The 18592-nt window shown below is 61.4% G+C and carries 21 protein-coding genes; 11 read left to right on the forward strand and 10 right to left on the reverse strand.

Annotated elements, in window-relative coordinates; all coding sequences use genetic code 11:
- The 7 genes from SPHINGO391_RS06790 to SPHINGO391_RS06820 all read right to left on the reverse strand — a co-directional run bounded on the left by SPHINGO391_RS06790 (position 1) and on the right by SPHINGO391_RS06820 (position 5218).
- A complete protein-coding gene (locus SPHINGO391_RS06790) occupies positions 1 to 615 on the reverse strand; it encodes an HD family hydrolase (RefSeq protein WP_152008113.1) in 615 nt (204 codons plus the stop codon).
- Between the two features lie 3 nt (positions 616 to 618).
- Positions 619 to 1497, reverse strand: coding sequence for a folate-binding protein YgfZ (locus tag SPHINGO391_RS06795; protein ID WP_152008114.1), 879 nt, complete (start codon positions 1495 to 1497; stop codon positions 619 to 621).
- A 96-nt stretch (positions 1498 to 1593) separates the two neighbouring features.
- Positions 1594 to 2349, reverse strand: a complete 756-nt coding sequence (locus SPHINGO391_RS06800; RefSeq protein ID WP_244615133.1) for a hypothetical protein — start codon at positions 2347 to 2349, stop codon at positions 1594 to 1596.
- A 23-nt stretch (positions 2350 to 2372) separates the two neighbouring features.
- A complete protein-coding gene (locus tag SPHINGO391_RS06805) occupies positions 2373 to 2642 on the reverse strand; it encodes a hypothetical protein (RefSeq protein ID WP_152008116.1) in 270 nt (89 codons plus the stop codon).
- Between the two features lie 92 nt (positions 2643 to 2734).
- The gene (locus SPHINGO391_RS06810; protein WP_152008117.1) at positions 2735 to 3160 is read right to left on the reverse strand and encodes a TIGR02301 family protein; all 426 of its coding nucleotides are present in this window, start codon (positions 3158 to 3160) and stop codon (positions 2735 to 2737) included.
- A 57-nt stretch (positions 3161 to 3217) separates the two neighbouring features.
- Positions 3218 to 4210, reverse strand: coding sequence for a DUF3179 domain-containing protein (locus tag SPHINGO391_RS06815; RefSeq protein ID WP_244615134.1), 993 nt, complete (start codon positions 4208 to 4210; stop codon positions 3218 to 3220).
- A gap of 99 nt (positions 4211 to 4309) precedes the next feature.
- Positions 4310 to 5218 carry a homocysteine S-methyltransferase family protein gene (locus tag SPHINGO391_RS06820; RefSeq protein WP_193217212.1) on the reverse strand — a complete coding sequence of 303 codons (909 nt, stop codon included), beginning with the start codon at positions 5216 to 5218 and terminating at the stop codon, positions 4310 to 4312.
- Positions 5219 to 5535: 317 nt separating this feature from the next.
- Here SPHINGO391_RS06820 and SPHINGO391_RS06825 point away from each other — a divergent pair, with 317 nt between their 5' ends.
- Positions 5536 to 6165: an NAD(P)H-dependent oxidoreductase gene (locus SPHINGO391_RS06825; RefSeq protein WP_152011461.1), complete on the forward strand. Its 630-nt coding sequence runs from the start codon at positions 5536 to 5538 to the stop codon at positions 6163 to 6165.
- Between the two features lie 57 nt (positions 6166 to 6222).
- Here the strand turns inward: SPHINGO391_RS06825 and SPHINGO391_RS06830 are convergent, their stop codons facing one another.
- Positions 6223 to 6666, reverse strand: coding sequence for an NUDIX hydrolase (locus SPHINGO391_RS06830; RefSeq protein ID WP_152008119.1), 444 nt, complete (start codon positions 6664 to 6666; stop codon positions 6223 to 6225).
- Between the two features lie 38 nt (positions 6667 to 6704).
- On the opposite strand from SPHINGO391_RS06830, the gene SPHINGO391_RS06835 reads away from it, so the two are divergent.
- The 10 genes from SPHINGO391_RS06835 to rarD all read left to right on the forward strand — a co-directional run bounded on the left by SPHINGO391_RS06835 (position 6705) and on the right by rarD (position 16333).
- The gene (locus tag SPHINGO391_RS06835) at positions 6705 to 7499 is read left to right on the forward strand and encodes an SOS response-associated peptidase (protein ID WP_152008120.1); all 795 of its coding nucleotides are present in this window, start codon (positions 6705 to 6707) and stop codon (positions 7497 to 7499) included.
- 5 nt (positions 7500 to 7504) lie between these two features.
- Complete coding sequence (locus tag SPHINGO391_RS06840; protein ID WP_152008121.1) at positions 7505 to 8128, forward strand: LysE/ArgO family amino acid transporter; 624 nt, start codon at positions 7505 to 7507, stop codon at positions 8126 to 8128.
- A gap of 195 nt (positions 8129 to 8323) precedes the next feature.
- Positions 8324 to 9982: a cysteine--tRNA ligase gene (gene cysS / locus SPHINGO391_RS06845; RefSeq protein WP_152008122.1), complete on the forward strand. Its 1659-nt coding sequence runs from the start codon at positions 8324 to 8326 to the stop codon at positions 9980 to 9982.
- 281 nt (positions 9983 to 10263) lie between these two features.
- Positions 10264 to 10620: an endonuclease domain-containing protein gene (locus tag SPHINGO391_RS06850; RefSeq protein ID WP_152008123.1), complete on the forward strand. Its 357-nt coding sequence runs from the start codon at positions 10264 to 10266 to the stop codon at positions 10618 to 10620.
- Complete coding sequence (locus SPHINGO391_RS06855) at positions 10617 to 11111, forward strand: GFA family protein (RefSeq protein ID WP_152008124.1); 495 nt, start codon at positions 10617 to 10619, stop codon at positions 11109 to 11111. The genes SPHINGO391_RS06850 and SPHINGO391_RS06855 overlap by 4 nt, the downstream gene beginning before the upstream one ends.
- Complete coding sequence (locus SPHINGO391_RS06860) at positions 11108 to 11587, forward strand: GFA family protein (RefSeq protein ID WP_152008125.1); 480 nt, start codon at positions 11108 to 11110, stop codon at positions 11585 to 11587. The genes SPHINGO391_RS06855 and SPHINGO391_RS06860 overlap by 4 nt, the downstream gene beginning before the upstream one ends.
- A gap of 120 nt (positions 11588 to 11707) precedes the next feature.
- Positions 11708 to 12670 (forward strand): prolyl aminopeptidase, encoded by a 963-nt coding sequence (gene pip, locus SPHINGO391_RS06865; protein WP_152008126.1) that lies wholly within the window; start codon positions 11708 to 11710, stop codon positions 12668 to 12670.
- A gap of 162 nt (positions 12671 to 12832) precedes the next feature.
- On the forward strand, positions 12833 to 14449 hold the full coding sequence (gene cimA, locus SPHINGO391_RS06870; RefSeq protein ID WP_152008127.1) for a citramalate synthase: 1617 nt from the start codon (positions 12833 to 12835) through the stop codon (positions 14447 to 14449).
- Between the two features lie 32 nt (positions 14450 to 14481).
- Entirely contained in the window at positions 14482 to 15198 is a 717-nt protein-coding gene (locus SPHINGO391_RS06875) for a 3-keto-5-aminohexanoate cleavage protein (RefSeq protein WP_152008128.1), read from the forward strand.
- A gap of 187 nt (positions 15199 to 15385) precedes the next feature.
- Positions 15386 to 16333: an EamA family transporter RarD gene (gene rarD / locus SPHINGO391_RS06880; RefSeq protein WP_152008129.1), complete on the forward strand. Its 948-nt coding sequence runs from the start codon at positions 15386 to 15388 to the stop codon at positions 16331 to 16333.
- 102 nt (positions 16334 to 16435) lie between these two features.
- Here rarD and SPHINGO391_RS06885 read toward each other — a convergent pair whose 3' ends face one another.
- Both SPHINGO391_RS06885 and SPHINGO391_RS06890 read right to left on the reverse strand, forming a co-directional pair.
- The gene (locus SPHINGO391_RS06885) at positions 16436 to 17395 is read right to left on the reverse strand and encodes a flagellin (protein ID WP_152008130.1); all 960 of its coding nucleotides are present in this window, start codon (positions 17393 to 17395) and stop codon (positions 16436 to 16438) included.
- Positions 17396 to 17878: 483 nt separating this feature from the next.
- Positions 17879 to 18496 carry a TIGR00730 family Rossman fold protein gene (locus tag SPHINGO391_RS06890; RefSeq protein WP_152011462.1) on the reverse strand — a complete coding sequence of 206 codons (618 nt, stop codon included), beginning with the start codon at positions 18494 to 18496 and terminating at the stop codon, positions 17879 to 17881.
- Positions 18497 to 18592 lie beyond the last annotated feature (96 nt).

An 18592-nucleotide genomic window follows, 5' to 3' on the forward strand; every position in this document is an offset into this window, starting at 1 on the left:
TCAGCCTTTCCCGGCCCGGCGGAGGGCTTCGATGGTCTCAAAGCGCGCGAGAAACATCTTTTCGACCTCTGCCGCGGAGCGCGGCGACACATCCACCATGTCGCGGCTTATGTCGCGGGGTGGCCCGAAGAAGGCCCGTGCCTCGCTGGGCTGAAATCCCGCCAGTTCGGTCGCCTCAAAATAGGCGGCGATCCGGTCCGCCCGCTTGATCAGCGCCTTGATCGCCTTGGGAGCTGCAGGAGGCAGCCCGAAACGGAGGTGAATGGCTGCCTCGAGCTTTGCTTCCACCGTCTTGTAGCCGCCGCCGACGACGGCCTTGAACGGCGAGATCATGTCGCCGATCACATATTCGGGGGCATCATGCAGCAGCGCCAGGAGGAGGGTCTGGGGCGAAGCGGACGAGATCCGTCCGACAATCGCCTCGACCATCAACGAATGCTGCGCCACCGAAAACGCATGATCGCCACGGGTCTGGCCGTTCCAGCGCGCGACCCGCGCCAGCCCCTGCGCAATGTCGGAAATCTCGACATCGAGCGGCGAGGGGTCGAGCAGGTCGAGCCGCCGGCCCGAAAGCATGCGTTGCCAGGCACGGGGCGCTTTTTCTCTTGCAGGCATTGATCACTTGTCCGGCGTGTTTGTGTCGCCGCTGTTAAAGGACAAACCGGTCCAGCCTGGCAAGCTCAATGTTACCTGTGCGTCTCCTACGGTCAGGGGAGTGCCCTGCGAGAGAGCGTCGGCAACCCTGTCGGTTCGCACGATTGCGAGCGCCGACCCGCCGGCGGTCGAGCCGATGCTGCCGACCGGCTTGCCGCCAGCCATGATGCTCAGTTCATCTTCATTGCCGTTCTCGGTCCTGGTGCGGGCGGGCAGGTCGGTCTGTGCCGTCAGTGTCACTACACGGCGCCTGGCTGTGCCGCGGTGCTGCATGCGGGAAACAACCTCCTGGCCGACATAACAGCCCTTCCGGAAATCAACGCCGCCATTCCTGTCCATCAACACGTCGTGGGGGAAAACATCCGAGAGTGCGAAATCCGAGCCTGATTCAGCCACTCCGTGGGCGATCCGGACCGCGTTCCAGTCAGCCGGCTTGCCATCAGGCATGGCTTCGTTGCCATAAAGCCGCCAGACGTGGGCTTCTTCAGGAAACCTGCGATCCCGCAATGCGCCCTGCGGCGCGTCTTCATCCCAGGCGGCAATCACAGGCTGATCCTCGAGAAGATTGAATTCGACAGACGCGCGCAGCTTGTAGAGTGTCAGCCTGCGGATGAAATCGGCTGCCTGATCGGCGCGGATGTCGCAGTCATAGCCGGTCTCACCGGACTTCGAGATCAGAAAGTCGAAAAGGATCTTGCCTTGCGGTGTGAGCAAGGCGGCCGGCCAGGCCTCGCCGGGCGCGATGGCGTCGATATTGGTGGTGATCAGGTTCTGCAGGAAATGTTGCACATCCGCCCCCTCCACGCGAATGAGGCTCCGGTCGGGAAGGATCAGGGCTGGCACGGTGCGGCTCTCCGGGGTTGGACTGCGGATGGTGCGTGGAAGGCGAGGCTGGTCACTAGGTATGCAGTCGCAACGCGCCCGGCAAGAGCCGGCCGGTCAATCACCCGCCATGAAGAAGCGCCATTCGCCGTTGGGCGAAATTCCGACCCGGTAGAAATTGTAGGCACCATAGGCCTTCATGTCCTCGACATCGCCGGCGGTGACCAGCCGTAGCAACTCGACCCGTTGCGGCGCGGTCAGGCCGTCAAGCGGCAGAGCGACGAAATAGGGCCATACATAGGTTTCGCTCGGTTCCCCTGCATCGAAACGGACAAAGCCTGCATTGAGCAGATCGATGAGTATGGCCAGTATCTCGTGGCCCTCGCTGTCTCCGGAGACCGAGCGCAGATAGTCCACCGGATCGCCCTCGATATCACTGAAGGCAAGCCGGGTGGCATTCGGCCCTGTTCCAAGCAGCGCGCGGAGCTTTTCGGGATCTCCAGTGGTTGCGGCATCAAGGATCAGTTCGCGCATGCGCCGTGCCGGTTCAGGCAGCTGTTGCGGATCGGTGATGATGTCGACAGCCAGTGCTTCGCCGGCCGTTGTGTCGGCTCCAGTGATCTCGCCGGTCTGCGGTTGAGGCAATTCGCGGATGATCGGGCCGGGCTGCGGCAATCCGCCATCGATGCCGGTGGTCGGTTCTTCAAGCGGTGGCAGCGAAGGACCCTGTTCCACCTCGTCAGAGGCAGGCTGCACCGGCTTGAGTTCGCTCAGCGCGAATGCCTGTCCGGCAAGGCTGACCGTCAGCAGCGCGGCCACAGCCGATAGTCTCAAGCTCAAACTGGTCGGGATGCAGCGCCTGCCCTTGATCACCACTTGGCTCCCCGCCGGTCATCCTACTGAAGGGTGCGTTCCGGAGAGAATTCGCCGGCCAGAATGCGTCCCCTGAGCGATTCCACCAGAGCTTCCGCCTGATCCTCGCCCAGTGCGCGCACCGTTTCGCGAATGGCGGTGATCATCGCGGCATCGGCGATGATCTCCGGTTCGATGCCGTCGGCCGCACTCTCGGCCCATGCATCATGCTGTAACTCGAGAGCAACCTGGAGCTTTTCCTGGATGATCAGATCATCGAGTTCGTCGGGCGTGTGCGCTGTGGGATGTGTCATGCGAAACAACTCTTACTTACTATGTCGTTAACACCCTAGCACGGCTTGACGCGTTTCGGCACGGGGCAGAGGCGATATCAGTTAACAAAATGTCAATTTCCGTAGCGGGCGACAATTTCAGCGATAAGTGTTGCACCTTCGTGACGGTATCGTTGCTCGGCAACCAGGGCAGATGAGGTGCAAGTGGTGTAAACCGAGGCAAATGTGCGGAAGCCGCGATTGTATCCGGCAGTCAGCCGTGTGCGACGCTCCGGTTCGTCGGCGGTCTCGCTGTCGAGCAGGGCCTGCATGCTTTCGAGCCACCCGGTCTCGCCCTCGGAATTGCACAGGTTGCGCAGATACTGGATCGACCCGAGAATTTCGGCCAGTCGCAGCAATCTGTCCTCATAGGGTGGCGGCGGCAGGTTCAAAGCGGCTGCGTCCGCGCCATCGCTTTCCTGCGCCAGAACCGGCTGGGAGCCGAGGGCCGTCAGCAGGGGCGTGAGAAGGGTAAGGATCAGGAGCGAGCGGCGGATCATGACGGCTCCCATACACCAAGACATGGCCCGATGAAATCCCATGCGGGAGTGCGCAAGCTATTTGAGGATGCTGATTTCGGGCAGGAATGCGCCGACGACAAAAGCAAACGTCAACTCGTGGACGAGGGGGGCACCATTGCGGGTAACGTTGACGCTTCCGATCTCGCGGCCTTCTTCGATCGAGCTGGTGTCAAGTACCGAGCGGACTCCGGGCACCCATTCGATTTCCACCCCGTCGATTTCCATCTTTTCCTCGCGGCGCAGCCGGTCCAGCGAAACCGCCAGTGGCTCCGATGCGTCGCGCACGACGACGACATAGGACAGCGGCGAGATGCCATCGGGCATCGGGCCGCGGTAAAGAAACGGCACGGCCGAGCTGTCATAGCCGGCGTAGGGATTGCGCCCGTAGTCACGCAGGCCCGGATTGCCGGGCACCAGCACCTGGCCATCGGGGAAACGCTCGCGAAAGCTCTGCCAGGATTCAAGCCGCGAGGGGATGACCTTGAGCATCGTGCCGGTCCGGGCGCCGGCAATCGCCTCGCCGGTGAATTGCTGCCACCAGCTTTCGGTTTCCCGGTCGTACATGATCAGGTCGGAATTGCGCAGCTTGCCGGTGGTGCCGAAGCTGGTCATCGTTCCCTCGACCGTCCGTTCAAACACGATAGCTGCATTGCACAGCGGGCAGTAGGTGACCGAGATCGGCTGGCCGGCGAGCATGTCGTTGACGATCTCGTGCCAGATCATGATGCGCAGCGGATAGGCGCGGGCCTGGCCGTCGATTGCCACCGACATCACCGGTTCCTTCGCATCAAGACCGGAGGCTTCAGACACCGGCAGAAACGACGGATCGTCGATCGGCGGAATGCCATCCCTTGGCGGGCCACCCGACATGACGCTTGAATAATCGATGCCGGACTTCGAGAAATCAGTCTTCCAGCCTTCGGCGCGCCAGCGGTCCGGATCGGCGGCGGCACCGACGGCTGAAGCCGCCAGGAAAAGCCCGGCAACCAGCGCCATGCTGATGATGCCGGTGAGCCTGGCATGCAACACGCGTATCGATCTGGGTGGGCCGAACCTGTTCATGGGCGGATGATCGGCGAAAATTGGCAAACCGGCCAATCAAGCCGGCTCACATTTGCTTGAACGGCTTCAGGCCTTGAGCTCTTGCGCAAGCAGGCCGATCTGCTCCACGCCGATACCGCAACACCCGCCAACCAGGGTTGCGCCGGCTTCGGTCCAATTCCGGGCAAAGCCGAGATAGCCATCGCCGTCGAGCTCTGCCCGCATGCCGCTCAAACCGTCATTTGCCTTCTTCTCGTCCGTCTCCTCGTCGAACGCATTGGCGTAAACGCCGATCCTGGGGCTGACGTCGAGATTGCTGAAAATCGATGCGGCTGTCCGGATCGCCGGTTCCATGACCTCGGGCTTGGAGCAATTGAACAGGAGTGCCTGGATGCCGTTCGCTGCAGCCCAGCGGGCCGCCTCGGCCACGGTCTCGCCAGAGCGCAAGGCCGGTTCGGCGCCGGTCGCACCGGGTTTGTCATCGAGGGTGAAGGATACCCACACGGGCTTGCCGTTGGCCTTGACCGCCTTTGTCACCGCCTCGGCTTCGGCAATCAGGCTCAGGGTTTCGGCGAGCCAGACATCGACGTGGGGTTCAAGGTTTTCCACGAGAACCTGCAAATAGTCCTGCACGCGCGCCGGATTGAAATTCTGAGGTTCGTATGAGCCGAAAATCGGCGGCAGGGAGCCGCAAACCAGCACCTTGCGGCCTTCGGCCGCGTCGGCCGCTTCCCGCGCCAGCTGTCCCGACAGGGCAATCAAGGAGGCCCCATCGGCCCGAAACCGGTCCTCGCCGATGTGGAAGGGGACCAGTGCGTAGCTGTTGGTGGTGATCGCGTCGGCACCGGCCGCGATGAACTCGGCATGCACCTGACGCACGATTTGAGGACTTTCCATCAGCGCCAGCGCAGACCATTCCGGCTGTACCAGACGGGCGCCGAGCCGCATCAGTTCGCGGCTCATGCCGCCATCGAGGATCATCATTTCCGGGTGCATTCCGCATTCCTTTTACAACGAGAAGCAGGGACGGTTGCCGCTCATGGTCGCGCTGTTTTTTCAGACGCCAAATTGGTTCCCTCTCCGAGCCCGAGTCGTCCCGAAAGGTCAATGTTCCGGCTGTTCAAACTCCCAGATTGGGTCCGTGTGAACGCCGGTCGCGGCGGGGTGGTATGCAAAATGTGCCTACTTGCAGCAATTTCTCTGATGCATATCTGGGCCGGGCACTTCGCCGAGAACTGCGCCACGGTGGATCCTCCCATTATCGCCGGACGCAGGGACGACGAGACCAATCACAGTCTGAAAGGCCCTTGGAAATGCTGCTTGAAAAACTCAACTGGCGCTATGCCACCAAGAAAATGAACCCTGAGAAGAAGGTTCCCGAAGAAAAGCTCCAGAAGATCCTGGAAGCCGCGCGGCTTGCGCCCACCTCGAGCGGCTTGCAGCCGTTCGAGATCATCGTCGTGACCGACCCGGAGGTCCGCGCGAAGATCCGCGAAGTCGCCTGGGATCAGGCGCAGATCACCGACGGCTCCCATCTGCTGGTTTTCGCCGCCTGGGACAACTACACCGAGGACCGGATCAACGCGATGTTCGACCTGGTCAACGACGAACGCGGTTTCACCAATGAGGGCTGGGAAGCCTACCGGCAGAAACTGCTGAGCGGCTATGTTCCACGCGAGGCGGATGTCAATTACCAGCACGCTGCGCGCCAGGCCTATATCGGCATGGGCATTGCACTGACGGCCGCGGCCTTCGAGGAAGTCGACGCGACGCCGATGGAAGGCTTCGATCCTGAGAAAGTGGATGAGATCCTCGGGCTGAAGGCACGAGGCTTGCGCTCGGTGACGCTTGTGCCGCTGGGCTACCGTGACAGCGAGGGCGACTGGCTGGTAAAGCTGAAGAAGGTGCGGCGCCCGAGAGAAGAGTTCGTGAGCTTCGTGTAAATGCAAGAACGCCGCGCTTCGGTTTCGAGGCGCGGCACACTGCGCCGTCCGGTGATCTCACACCGCCGGGCGCTTGCCCTCGAGCATGTCCATGCAGTCGACCATGCTTTGCGGCACCGGCAGGCCACGGATTTCTTCCGGCGTGAACCAGCCGACCTGCCTGGCATCATCCATTGCTACCGGGTCTCCGCCAGTATCTTCGGCAAGGAAGACCGTCAGGAAAAAATGCGACTTGCTGTCTTCTCCCGGGGCATCGGAGCCGAGGTCGAAAGTGGCGAAGGGGCGGGGATTGATCGCTTTCAGGCCGGTCTCTTCGGCGAGTTCGCGCAGGGCCGCGTGTTCGAGTGTCTCGTCCGGATCGACCCTGCCGCCGGGGAAGGCATAGAGATTTTGCGCCGGCGGGTTGGCGCGCAGCACCAGCAGGAACTTGCCATCGCGTTCGAGCGCCACCGAGACGGCAAGGGCTGCTTTCGGGCCGGCCTTGCCGGACTTTATGCTCATTGCTTGACCCTGTTCCTGTCCTCAGTCATGGATTGGCAATGTGTGGACGTTTTTCACTTACGGCAACCCCCCAGGAGGTGCAGGAGCTGTTCGGGCTCGAGGAGATCGAGGGTTTCCCGCCGCGCTACAATATCGCGCCGACCCAGCCGATCCTGATCATTGCCGGCGACAGGCGCCGCGAGGAGGGCGACAACCGCACCGACCGGCGGGCGCTCTTGGCGCGCTGGGGGTTCCTGCCGGGATGGGTCAAGGATCCGGCCGATTTTCCGCTGCTGATCAATGCGCGCTCGGAGACGGCGGCTGAAAAGGCCTCGTTCCGCGCCGCCATGCGGCACCGGCGAATCCTCGTTGCCGCCTCGGGTTTTTACGAGTGGCGGCGGCCGCCTAAGGGCTCGAAGGAAAAATCGGTTACCTACTGGATCAGGCCCAGAGCTGGCGGCATTGTTGCCTTTGGCGGGCTGATGGAAACCTACATGAGCGCCGACGGGGCGGAGATGGACACCGCCGCCATCCTGACGATCGGTCCCAATCGCGAGGTTGCGCCGATCCATGACCGGATGCCGGTGGTGATTGCGCCCGAGGATTTCAGCCGCTGGCTTGACTGCCTCAACCAGGAGCCGCGGCATGTGGCCGACCTGATGCAGCCTGCGCCGGATGATTGTTTCGAGGCGATCCGTGTTTCCGATCTCGTCAACAAGGTTGCCAACAGCGGGCCGGAGGTGCAGAAGCCTGCCACTGACGCCGAACCGGCCGTTGCGCCGGCAAAACCGGCGAAACGGCCGGTGAAGCCCAAGACTGCCGATACGGATTCCGACCAGATGAAACTGTTCTAGGCCCCATGTCTCCGTTCGTCGCCCCTGCCATCGCCGGCCTGCTGCTCGGCGGCTCGCTGATCATCGCCATCGGCGCCCAGAACGCCTTCATCCTGCGCCAGGGCCTGCTCAGACAACACGTGTTCATCCTGTGCCTGATCTGCGCGCTGTCGGATGCACTGCTGATCGGGCTCGGTGTGGCGGGGCTCGGCGCGATCATTGCCGGGTCCGGGCTGCTGATCGCGCTGGTGACGCTTGGCGGCGCGGCATTCCTCGCGGTCTATGCCTTCCTGGCGCTCAGGCGGGCGATCTCGCCATCGACACTGGAGGCTGCGAAAACAGGACCGGGTTCGCTGAAGGCTGCGGTGCTGACCTGCCTCGCCTTCACTTTCCTCAATCCGCATGTCTATCTCGATACGGTGTTGCTGGTCGGCGGGCTGAGCGGCCGCTACGAGGGCACCGCGCGGCTGGCGTTCGCGATCGGTGCGATGGCGGCATCGTTCATCTGGTTCTTCGGGCTTGGTTATGGTGCGCGGGTGCTCGAACCGCTGTTTGCCAAACCGTCTGCATGGCGCGTGCTCGACGGACTGATTGCGCTGGTGATGGCGGCCTTGTCGGTGTCGCTGCTGGTGCGGTTCTTCACCGGCTGAAAGCCGCTTGCCCGGATCTTGACCGGGCGGATGCAATCGGGGATAAGAACAGCATGAAAACGGCACACGGCGCACGCGCCACCTGCATCTGCGGCATCATTATTCGCTAGCTCACCGCTGGCTCGGCCGTTTTCGTCTTCTTTCACCAAACAGGACAAACGACCCGGGCCCGGGGGCCGGCATCGGGGAGTTGACATGACCGAGCTCAAGTTCTGGAACACGCTGACGCGCGCCAAGGAAGAGTTCCAGCCAATCGATAAGAACAATGTCCGGATGTATGTCTGCGGACCGACGGTCTATGACTTTGCCCATATCGGCAATGCACGGCCGGTGATCGTGTTTGACGTGCTGTTCCGGCTCTTGCGCCATGTCTATGGCGCGGATCACGTCACCTATGTGCGCAACATCACCGACGTCGACGACAAGATCAACGCCCGGGCGTTGAGGGATTATCCCGATCTGCCGCTCAATGAGGCGATTGCCAAGGTTACCGAGAAGACCGCCGACCGGTTTCACAAGGATGCGGCAGCACTCGGCAGCCTAGAACCGACGCATGAGCCCCGCGCCACCGCCCATATCGACGGCATGGTGAAAATGATCCAGACGCTGATCGATAAGGGCAACGCCTATGTCACCTCCGGCCGCGAGGGCCGCGAAGTGCTGTTTGCGGTCGGCTCGATGCCCGATTACGGCAAGCTGTCGAACCGCAAGCTCGAAGACCAGCAGGCCGGCGCCCGCATCGCGGTGGAAGACCACAAGCGCAATCCGGCGGATTTCGTGCTGTGGAAGGAATCGGCCGCCGACGAGCCCGGCTGGGACGGGAGTTTCACCGAGGGCGGCGAGAGCATCACCATCCATGGCCGCCCCGGCTGGCACATCGAATGCTCGGTGATGAGCGAGCATCATCTGGGCGAGACCTTCGACATCCACGGCGGCGGGCTCGACCTGATCTTCCCGCATCACGAAAACGAGATCGCCCAGTCCTGCTGCGCCCACGGCAATGACCGGATGGCGAACCTCTGGATGCACAACGGCTTCCTGCAGGTCGAAGGCAAGAAGATGTCAAAATCCGACGGCAACTTCGTCACCATCTCGGAGTTGCTTCGCGGAGAGTTCCCAGGATGGGAAGGTGGTCCTTGGCACGGGTTGGTCTTACGTTTGGCAATGCTTAAAACTCACTATAGGCAACCAATCGATTGGACCCTTAAGAAGCTCTTGGATGCGCGTTCAACAATGCAATATTGGAGCCTTGCTCTTGCCAACTGGAGTGATGAGAACTGGCAAGTTTACCAAGATTCTGGATTTCGAACACTAGAGTCTGATCCTTATGAAGAGGTTCTTCAAGCTTTGAGTGATGACTTAAACACGAGTGATGCAATTAGTTTCTTGTCAAGGTTTTTTGATAGAAAAGACTATAAAGACGAAATGGATAAACTCTATTCATCTCTGTCTTTGCTTGGTCTTGTTGGGGAGAGAATGCTCTCTGCGAATCCCGTTGTGACTTCAAATTCAGTAGGTGGTGAAGAGAGCATTAAAATGTTCTCTCTCGCCACTGATTACGGAATTGCATTCGCTAACAATGATTCTAGTTCGTGTTCGTCGATTTCTGATGAGCTTGCAAGCAATGGATGGCGAATTGCGAAAATCAACGATCACCATATCGATTTGGCAATTGAAAAGCCGACTGTTGAAGTTCAAGCCCTGGTCGACCATCGGCTTGAGTTGATCAAGGCCAAGAACTGGGCCGAAGCCGACAGGATCCGCAACGAGCTGCTGGCTAAGGGCATCCAGCTCAAGGACGGCAAGGATCCGGAGACCGGTGAGCGGGTGACGACCTGGGAGGTCCGGCGGTGACGGCAGGGCTTCACCCCCCTCTGTCGGCTACGCCGACATCTCCCCCGCAAGGGGGGAGATTGGGGGCTTGGGGCTCCGGCCGAGGTAAAAGGCCGAGGTCTGAACATGTTGCGGGTCTCATTGTCCTGAACAAGCGGCAGCTCGCTGTCATTGCGACGAACTATTCGCTTTCAGGTTGTGTTTCGGTTGCAGATGAAGTTTGGTTGTCCGGGCGTGATCTCGCGACACGCCGATCTCCCCCCTTGCGGGGGAGATGTCACGTAGTGACAGAGGGGGGTAGCTTGCCACACAGCAAAGTGCCGCCGCATCTCAGACTAAATGCGCGCCGTATGCGCCATGCCATGACGGAAGCGGAGCTGAAACTGTGGAACGAACTTAGGGCGCATCGCCTTATGGGTTTGGCCTTCCGGCGTCAGATGCCCATTGGCGGCTATATCGCCGATTTTGCCTGCCCGGAGTATAAGCTGATTGTCGAAGTCGACGGCAGCCAGCATGCCGAGAACGAGACCTATGATCAGGTGCGAACGCGCTTTCTCGAAGGCCAAGGCTGGCAGGTCGTCCGGTTCTGGAACGACGATGTGCTCCACGACATAGACAATGTCTGCATGCATATTTTGCGTATGGTGGGGAGGGCATGAGCATGACATCCACCCACTCCGGCGGCTGCCAATGCGGTGGGGTTCGCTACCGCATCGAGGGGGATCTCGAATACCCGCATCTGTGCCATTGCCGGATGTGCCAGAAGGCTGCCGGCAACTACTTCATGCCGCTCGGCTTCGCGCCGGGCAAGATGCTTGAAATCACCCGGGGCGAGCCGGGCTGGTTCCGGTCTTCCGATCCGGTCCGGCGCGGGTTCTGCCGTGACTGCGGCACGCCGCTGTTCTTCGACACGCTGCAGTCAGACGGAATTGCCGTGTCGCTCGGCAGCCTCGACGATCCTGCTGCGTTTCCGCCGGTCGCCAATGATGGCATGGAAACGCGAGTGCCGTTTCATGCGCTTCTTGACGGGCTGCCGGCAAAGAGCGTCGATCGTAACGATCTGCCCGGCGGGCTCGAAAGCATTGCCTCAACCAATCATCAGCATCCCGATCATGACACAAGTGTCTGGCCGGCGGAGGGAAAGCCATGAGCATGGATATCCATTCCGGCGGCTGCCAGTGCGGCGCGGTGCGGTTCCGGCTGACGGGCGCGCCCGGCGCCTCGTCGGTGTGCTATTGCCGGATGTGTCAGAAGGCTTCGGCGAGCCACGCGCTGGCGCTTGTCTCGGTCGGCGATGCTGACTTCGAGTGGACGCGGGGACACCCGTCCTGGTTCCAGAGTTCGAATGCGGCGCGGCGCGGGTTCTGCGACAAGTGCGGAACGCCGCTCGCCTATGAGGCACCCGACGGCCTGGCGCTGTCGGTGCTGGCGTTTGACGATCCCGACAGGGTGGCGCCAACCATCGCCTATGGCACCGAGGCCAAGCGGATCTGGTGCGACGGCATTCCGGCGCTGCCCGAGCGGCACACGCTGGAGGATGCCGATGCGGCTGCCTTTCTGCAGACACTGGTCAGTCACCAGCATCCCGACCATGATACCGAAACCTGGCCGGAGCCGAAACCATGAGCGAGCGCAAGCCGGGAACGGAGATGCCGAAATGGCTGCTTTACGGCCTGATCGGCAAGGGCGTACTGGTGGCCGTGGTGACGATGGCCGTCGTGGTCTGGGTCAGTTGGGGGTGAGAGCATGAGTGAACCGCGCGGGTTGTACCCCGAGATCGAACCGTTCGAGACCGGTTTTCTCGACACCGGCGATGGGCACCGGATCTACTGGGAGCGGGTCGGCACCCGCGGCGGCAAACCGGCGGTGTTCCTGCATGGCGGGCCCGGTGGAGGCTTTGGCCCCGTTCACCGGCGGCTGTTCGATCCGGCGCTCTACGACGTTATCCTGTTCGACCAGCGCGGCTGCGGCCGCTCAACGCCATTTGCCTCGCTCGACAACAACACCACCTGGGATCTGGTCGCCGACATCGAGCGGCTGCGGCAGATGGCCGGGTTCGACAAATGGCTGGTCTTCGGTGGCTCCTGGGGATCTACCTTGGCGCTGGCCTATGCCGAGACGCATCCGGAACGGGTGAGCGAACTGGTGCTGCGCGGCATCTATACGCTGACCAAGGCCGAGCTTGACTGGTACTACCAGTTCGGTGTCTCGGAAATGTTTCCCGACAAGTGGGAGCGGTTCCTGGCGCCGATCCCCGTGGCCGAACGGGGTGACCTGATGGCGGCCTATCGCAAGCGGCTGGTGGGCAATGACCGTGACGCGCAGATTGCCGCCGCCAAGGCGTGGAGCGGCTGGGAAGGCGAGACCATCACGCTGCTGCCTGAACCCTCGACCAGCGACAAGTTCCACGAGGACCAGTTCGCGCTGGCCTTTGCCCGGATCGAGAACCATTTCTTCGTCCATGCCGGCTGGCTCGAGGAAGGGCAATTGCTGCGCGATTCGGGACGGCTCTCAGACATCGACGGCGTCATCGTGCACGGGCGCTACGACATGCCATGCCCGGCGCGCATCGCCTGGCAATTGCACAAGGCCTGGCCGCGGGCCGATTTCCACCTGATCGAGGGCGCGGGGCACGCCTTTTCCGAGCCTGGGATTCTCGACCAACTGGTTCGGGCTACCGACAGGTTTGCGGGGAAGGCCGATGCTTGAGTACCTGCGTCACACCCCCCTCTGTCGGCTGCGCCGACATCTCCCCCGCAAAGGGGGAGAATGGACCCTGCAAAATCTCGGCGTCCGATCTCCCCCCTTGCGGGGGAGATGTCACGAAGTGACAGAGGGGGGTGTTCGCCCCGTCAATACCGGAATGAAATCATGACAAAGCAACGTATCTACCTGTTCGACACAACGCTGCGCGATGGTCAGCAGACGCCGGGCATCGATTTTTCCGTCGAGGACAAGATCGCCATCGCGAAGATGCTCGACGAGTTCGGCATCGATTATGTCGAGGGCGGCTATCCCGGCGCCAATCCGACCGATACCGCGTTCTTCTCGAAAAAGCGGACGGAGAAGGCGTCGTTCGTGGCCTTCGGCATGACCAAGCGGGCAGGCGTCTCTGCATCGAATGACCCCGGGCTCGCCGGCCTGATCCAGGCTGAAAGCGATGCGGTGTGCCTCGTCGCCAAGAGCTGGGACTACCATGTGAAAGTGGCGCTCGGCTGCTCCAACGACGAAAATCTCGGGTCTATTTCGGGTTCGGTTAAAGCCGTTGCCGATGCCGGCAAGGAGGCGATGGTCGACTGCGAGCATTTCTTCGACGGCTACAAGGCCAATCCCGCCTATGCCATCGCCTGCGCCAGGGCGGCTCATGACGCCGGGGCGCGCTGGATCGTGCTGTGCGACACCAATGGCGGCACCCAGCCTTCGGAAATCCGCGACATCATCGAAACATTGATCGCCGAGGGTATCCCCGGCGATCGGCTTGGCATCCATGCCCACAACGATACCGGCCAGGCGGTGGCCAATTCGCTCGCCGCGGTGGAAGCAGGCGTGCGGCAGATCCAGGGCACGCTCAACGGCATCGGCGAGCGCTGCGGCAATGCCAACCTGGTGACGCTGATCCCGACGCTGATGCTCAAACCGGCGTTCGCCGACCGGTTCGGGACGGGCATTGTGCCGGAGAAACTGGCTGAGCTGACCGCACTCAGCCACGGCTTTGACGAGTTGCTCAACCGTTCGCCTTCGACGCAATCGCCCTATGTCGGCGCTTCGGCATTCGCCACCAAGGCCGGCATCCATGCCTCGGCGCTGCTCAAGGATCCGCGCACCTACGAACATGTGCCGCCCGAAAGCGTCGGCAATTTCCGCAAGGTGATGGTCTCCGACCAGGGTGGTAAATCCAATTTCATCAACGCGCTGAAGCGCCGCGGCATCGCGGTCGGCAAGGATGATCCGAAGCTCGACAAGCTGATCGCCATCGTCAAGGAGCGCGAGGCCACGGGATATGCCTATGAAGGCGCGGATGCGAGCTTCGAACTTCTGGCGCACCGGACACTCGGCCGGGTTCCGGAGTTCTTCTCGGTGACCAGTTTCCGGGTGATGGTCGAGCGGCGGTTCGACGCCATGGGCCGGATCCGGACGGTATCTGAAGCCGTGGTCAAGCTCTCGGTCGACGGGGTCGAGATGATGTCGGTGGCCGAAGGCCATGGTCCGGTCAACGCGCTCGACATCGCGCTGAGGAAGGATCTCGGCGTCTACCAGTCGGAGATCGCCGATCTCGAACTGGTCGACTACAAGGTGCGCATCCTCAATGGCGGCACCGAGGCGATCACCCGGGTGCTGATCGAATCGGCCGACGGCGAAGGCGGACGCTGGTGGACGGTGGGCGTGTCGGACAACATCATCGACGCCTCGTTCCAGGCGCTGATGGATTCCATCGTGTTCAAGCTGATGAAGAACCGCGACATGGCGGGCAGGGTGGCGGCGGAGTAGGGTGCTAACCCATCGTTTTTAAGGAGCAGCCGATGATTGTGCAGGCCTGTCTCAACGGCGCCAGGCCATCGGATTTTCATCCCGGGCTACCGCTGACACCGGAAGCTATGGCGGCGGATGCGCTCGCCTGTATCAAAGCCGGTGCTGCGGAATTGCATATTCATCCCCGCAATGGGGATCATGCGGAAAGCCTGCTTGCGGTGGATTCGACGCTTGCAGTGGTCCGTGCAGCCTGCCCCGGAACGCTGGTCGGCGTGTCGACCGGCGCATGGATTGAAAACGATATCGAGAAGACCCGCGCCTGCATTTCCAACTGGTCAGTGTTGCCCGACTACGCCTCGGTCAATCTGTCCGAGCCCGACGCGCCTCGCGTTATGGAACTCTTACGGTCGATCGGCGTGGGCATAGAGGCCGGGCTCGCGACGGTCGCCGATGCCGAGCGCTTGGTCGCCCTTGCCGATCATCAAAAGGTCCTGCGCGTTCTCATCGAGATCGAGGAGCAGGAGCGGTCTGCTGCATATGCCCTAGCCGAGGGGATTGTTGCGGTGCTGGCGCGAGCGCCGGTAACGCGATCGATCCTTCTGCACGGCTTTGACGCCACTGCCTGGGACTTCGTCCGGCTCGCACGCCAACGCAATTACTCGACCCGGATCGGTCTCGAGGATTGCCGGCATATGCCTGATGGGACCCTTGCGGCAGATAACGCCGCGCTGGTCGCGGGAGCCGTGGCGATATTCCGGCGCATCTGACCGATGCCCCGGCTAAGGGTTCTCCGGAAAAGCCATCCCGGCCAGACAGGTGACTGGTTGAACCGGCCGCCTTTTCCGCAAGCGGCCTCGACAGACCCGGGCCATTGTTCATCGGAATGAATTTGTGCATTCACGCTGCTTGCCATATGCGTCGAGCCTCGCAACCAGCAAGAGAACGGGACAGACAATGGCGACCAGAAAGGCTCCGGCGGCCTATGATGAAGACACGCCGCGCGGCTTCGCCTTTGCGCTCGTGGCCTATCTGTTGTGGGGCTTCCTGCCTTTCTACATGAAGGCTGTCAGCCATATTCCCGCGGTCGAGGTGGTGGCGCACCGGGTGGTCTGGTCGGTGCCGATCGCCGCGGTGGTGCTGATCCTGCTTGGCCGGACCCAGGATATCCGGGCCGCCTTCCGGTCGCCGCGGACAATGGGCATGGCGCTGATCACGGCGGGCCTGATCACCGTCAACTGGAGCATCTATGTCTGGTCGATCGCTGCCGGCCGGGCGATCGAGACGGCACTCGGCTATTACATCAATCCGCTGTTCTCGATCTTTCTGGGCGCGATCCTTTTGAGGGAAAGTCTCGACGGGCGCCAGAAGGCCGCGATCGCGCTTGCAGTGGCGGCGGTTGGCATTCTGGCATGGGAATCGGGCGGGGTGCCCTGGGTGTCTGTCGGGCTGGCGCTGTCCTGGGGCTTTTACGCCTTCTTCAAGAAATCGCTGCCGGTCGGCCCGAACCAGGGGTTCTTTCTCGAGGTGCTGCTGCTGACCGCTCCGGCGCTTGGCTTCATCATCTATACGGAAATCAATGGCACCGGCCATTTCGGCGACACCGGGCCGGCGGACATGCTGCTTCTCATGGGCTGCGGCGTGGTCACCGCGGTGCCGCTGATGATCTACGCCAATGGCGCCAAGCTTCTCAGGCTCTCGACCATCGGCATCATGCAGTATATCGCCCCGACGATGATCTTCTTCATCGCGGTATTCGCCTTCAAGGAGCCCTTCGGACCTTACAAGCTGGCAGCCTTCGTGCTGATCTGGATTGCATTGGCAATCTATACGTCATCGCTGCTGCGCAGCCGGCGGGCGCGGCAGGCTGCAGCCGCCGCAACGGCTGTCAATCCGCCTGGCTGAAGCGCCGCGGTGGGCCGCGAGGTCTATCGGTCCCTCCCAACGAAAAACCGCGCTCCGGCGGAGCGCGGTCCATGTTCATTCTCTCTGCGGCCGGGTGCTGGCTCAGTTGAACAGCTGAATGATTGCCTGCGAGCTGGAGTTGGCAATCGACAGCGACTGAATGCCGAGTTGCTGCTGGGTCTGCAGCGCCTTGAGACGAGAGGATTCGTCGTTCATGTCCGCATCCACCAGCCTGCCAATACCGGTGCTGATGGAATCCACCAGGTCCTCGACGAACTTCGTCTGCATCTCGATGCGGCTCTTGATGGCGCCGAGATTTGAAGAGGCATCGGTCAGCTCGAAAAGCGCGTCGTCGGTCGCCTGGACCTGCAGCAGCAACTCGTCCCGGGTCATCGTCGTCAGGTCAAAGTCGATGACGCCGGCTGTGGTGTTGCCGGTCACAGTTGCACCGGCGGAATTGGTGTAGCTGACCCCGACCTTGATGACCGAGAGGTAACCGTTGCCGCTGGTGGCGACCGGTCCGCCGAACCCGAGCTTGATCAGTGAGGTGTACTCGGTGTCGATGTCCAGGGTGGTCACGCTGACATTGCCCGAGGCATCGCGGTTGAACGAGCCGACGATCGATTTCATGCCGGGGCTGCTTTGGCCGAATTCGTGATAAAGCCAGTTTTCGCCGGCAAAACTGGCGGACTTGGCAATCGAGATGATCTGCTCCTGCATCTCGTTGATGTCGAGCTGGATCTTGTTCTTGTCGACGCCGGGCTGGAGAGCGGCGAGCATCTTCGACTTGATCTGGTCGACGATGTCGATCGCCGATTCCATGGCCGTATAGGTGACGTCGACCATGGCGCCGCCGAGGCCAAGGGCGTCGGTCACCGTCTCCAAGGCCTTCCTGTCGGACCGCATCGTGGTTGCGATCGACCAATAGGCAGAGTTGTCGGCAGCACTGGCGACACGATAGCCTGTGGCGACGCGGTTCTGGGTGGTTTCCATGTCATTGTTGATGCCACGCAAGGTGGAAAGCGCGGCAATGGCCGCGGTGTTGGTCATGATACTCGTCATTGTCAAAATTCACTTGTTTTAAAAAAAGGCTGTCGGCTCAACCGACTGGAATCCATGACCGCCGGGCGTTAAGAGGAGGCGGGACCATGATCGGCATCATGCCTGTTCAGTATCTGAAAGCGGGCCGGACCCGAAAACCGGACCGGTCCGAGAATGCTGTCTTCGTGTTCCGCTTGTGATGAGAGGCGGGACACAGAGAAATCTTGTGAATCCGTCAGGTCGTTCCCGACCCTTGCATGTCGATAAATGGCTGAGTGTAAAGTATTCGGTCATCGGGCCGGACTTCTGTCCGGAACCGGGAAATAGATTTTGCCGGGGCCGATCATGGCTCAGCGTTCTTGCAGAAGGGCAGGGCGGATGTCGCCTGTTCCGTGAAACCATAGTGGCGCCAGTTGCGTTAAAAAAGATCTAACGCAGGCCCGGGGAAAGGCCGGAAAAGACAAATTTTGCCGAAAAGGATGTCGCTGTAAGTTGCTGATTATGTTATAATTTAGCGATCACTTCGGCATCTTGCCCGTTGGCGGTCAAGGCCGCCGCAGACAGGATGGCCGGGACGATCTCCTCGACCCGGTCGATGACCAGTGGCCGGACCAGATGGGCGGTGTGAATGAAGCCCTGAGAGCTCATGTGTCCGATCAGGGCATTGAGCGGATCCCAGAAACCGCCGATATTGGCGAATACCATCGGTTTGGTGTGACGGCCCAGTTGCGCCCATGTCATGATCTCGATGATTTCCTCAAGCGTGCCGATGCCGCCCGGCAGCGTGACGAAAGCGTCCGAGCGATCGAACATCATGTGCTTGCGCTCATGCATGTCGCTGGTCACGTGCAACTCGGTCAGGTTGCCCAATTCCTGCCGCGAGGCTTCCTTGTCCATGAGGAACTCGGGGATGATCCCGATCGCTTTGCCGCCATTGCTCATCACCGCATCGGCAACGGCCCCCATAAGGCCCTTGGTGCCGCCGCCATAGACCAGGTCGATGCCGTTTTCCGCCATTGCCTGGCCGAGATTGCGGGCGGCTTCCCGGTAGGATGGATCAATGCCTGGCTGGGAGCCGCAATAGACGCAGATGGAAGAGATACGCGACGGGTTTGTGCTCATGGGTGCACTGAACATCGGCCCGATACCCTGGTCAAGGCCGGGCTGGTGGCTCGAACCGCTTTTTCTTGTGCCATGTACCCAAAGCATATAGGTTTT

It is taken from the genome of Hoeflea sp. EC-HK425, from assembly GCF_902498795.1.
Taxonomy (GTDB): Bacteria; Pseudomonadota; Alphaproteobacteria; order Rhizobiales; family Rhizobiaceae; genus Hoeflea; species Hoeflea alexandrii.

Bases quoted from the DNA above. Each gene is read 5' to 3' on its own strand.
- SPHINGO391_RS06790 (WP_152008113.1), bottom strand. From the start codon at position 615: ATGCCTGCAAGAGAAAAAGCGCCCCGTGCCTGGCAACGCATGCTTTCG.
- SPHINGO391_RS06805 (WP_152008116.1), bottom strand. From the start codon at position 2,642: ATGACACATCCCACAGCGCACACGCCCGACGAACTCGATGATCTGATC.
- SPHINGO391_RS06810 (WP_152008117.1), bottom strand. From the start codon at position 3,160: ATGATCCGCCGCTCGCTCCTGATCCTTACCCTTCTCACGCCCCTGCTG.
- SPHINGO391_RS06820 (WP_193217212.1), bottom strand. From the start codon at position 5,218: ATGCACCCGGAAATGATGATCCTCGATGGCGGCATGAGCCGCGAACTG.
- SPHINGO391_RS06825 (WP_152011461.1), top strand. From the start codon at position 5,536: ATGCTGCTTGAAAAACTCAACTGGCGCTATGCCACCAAGAAAATGAAC.
- SPHINGO391_RS06830 (WP_152008119.1), bottom strand. From the start codon at position 6,666: ATGAGCATAAAGTCCGGCAAGGCCGGCCCGAAAGCAGCCCTTGCCGTC.
- SPHINGO391_RS06835 (WP_152008120.1), top strand. From the start codon at position 6,705: ATGTGTGGACGTTTTTCACTTACGGCAACCCCCCAGGAGGTGCAGGAG.
- SPHINGO391_RS06840 (WP_152008121.1), top strand. From the start codon at position 7,505: ATGTCTCCGTTCGTCGCCCCTGCCATCGCCGGCCTGCTGCTCGGCGGC.
- cysS (WP_152008122.1), top strand. From the start codon at position 8,324: ATGACCGAGCTCAAGTTCTGGAACACGCTGACGCGCGCCAAGGAAGAG.
- SPHINGO391_RS06855 (WP_152008124.1), top strand. From the start codon at position 10,617: ATGAGCATGACATCCACCCACTCCGGCGGCTGCCAATGCGGTGGGGTT.
- SPHINGO391_RS06860 (WP_152008125.1), top strand. From the start codon at position 11,108: ATGAGCATGGATATCCATTCCGGCGGCTGCCAGTGCGGCGCGGTGCGG.
- pip (WP_152008126.1), top strand. From the start codon at position 11,708: ATGAGTGAACCGCGCGGGTTGTACCCCGAGATCGAACCGTTCGAGACC.
- cimA (WP_152008127.1), top strand. From the start codon at position 12,833: ATGACAAAGCAACGTATCTACCTGTTCGACACAACGCTGCGCGATGGT.
- SPHINGO391_RS06875 (WP_152008128.1), top strand. From the start codon at position 14,482: ATGATTGTGCAGGCCTGTCTCAACGGCGCCAGGCCATCGGATTTTCAT.
- rarD (WP_152008129.1), top strand. From the start codon at position 15,386: ATGGCGACCAGAAAGGCTCCGGCGGCCTATGATGAAGACACGCCGCGC.
- SPHINGO391_RS06885 (WP_152008130.1), bottom strand. From the start codon at position 17,395: ATGACGAGTATCATGACCAACACCGCGGCCATTGCCGCGCTTTCCACC.
- SPHINGO391_RS06890 (WP_152011462.1), bottom strand. From the start codon at position 18,496: ATGAGCACAAACCCGTCGCGTATCTCTTCCATCTGCGTCTATTGCGGC.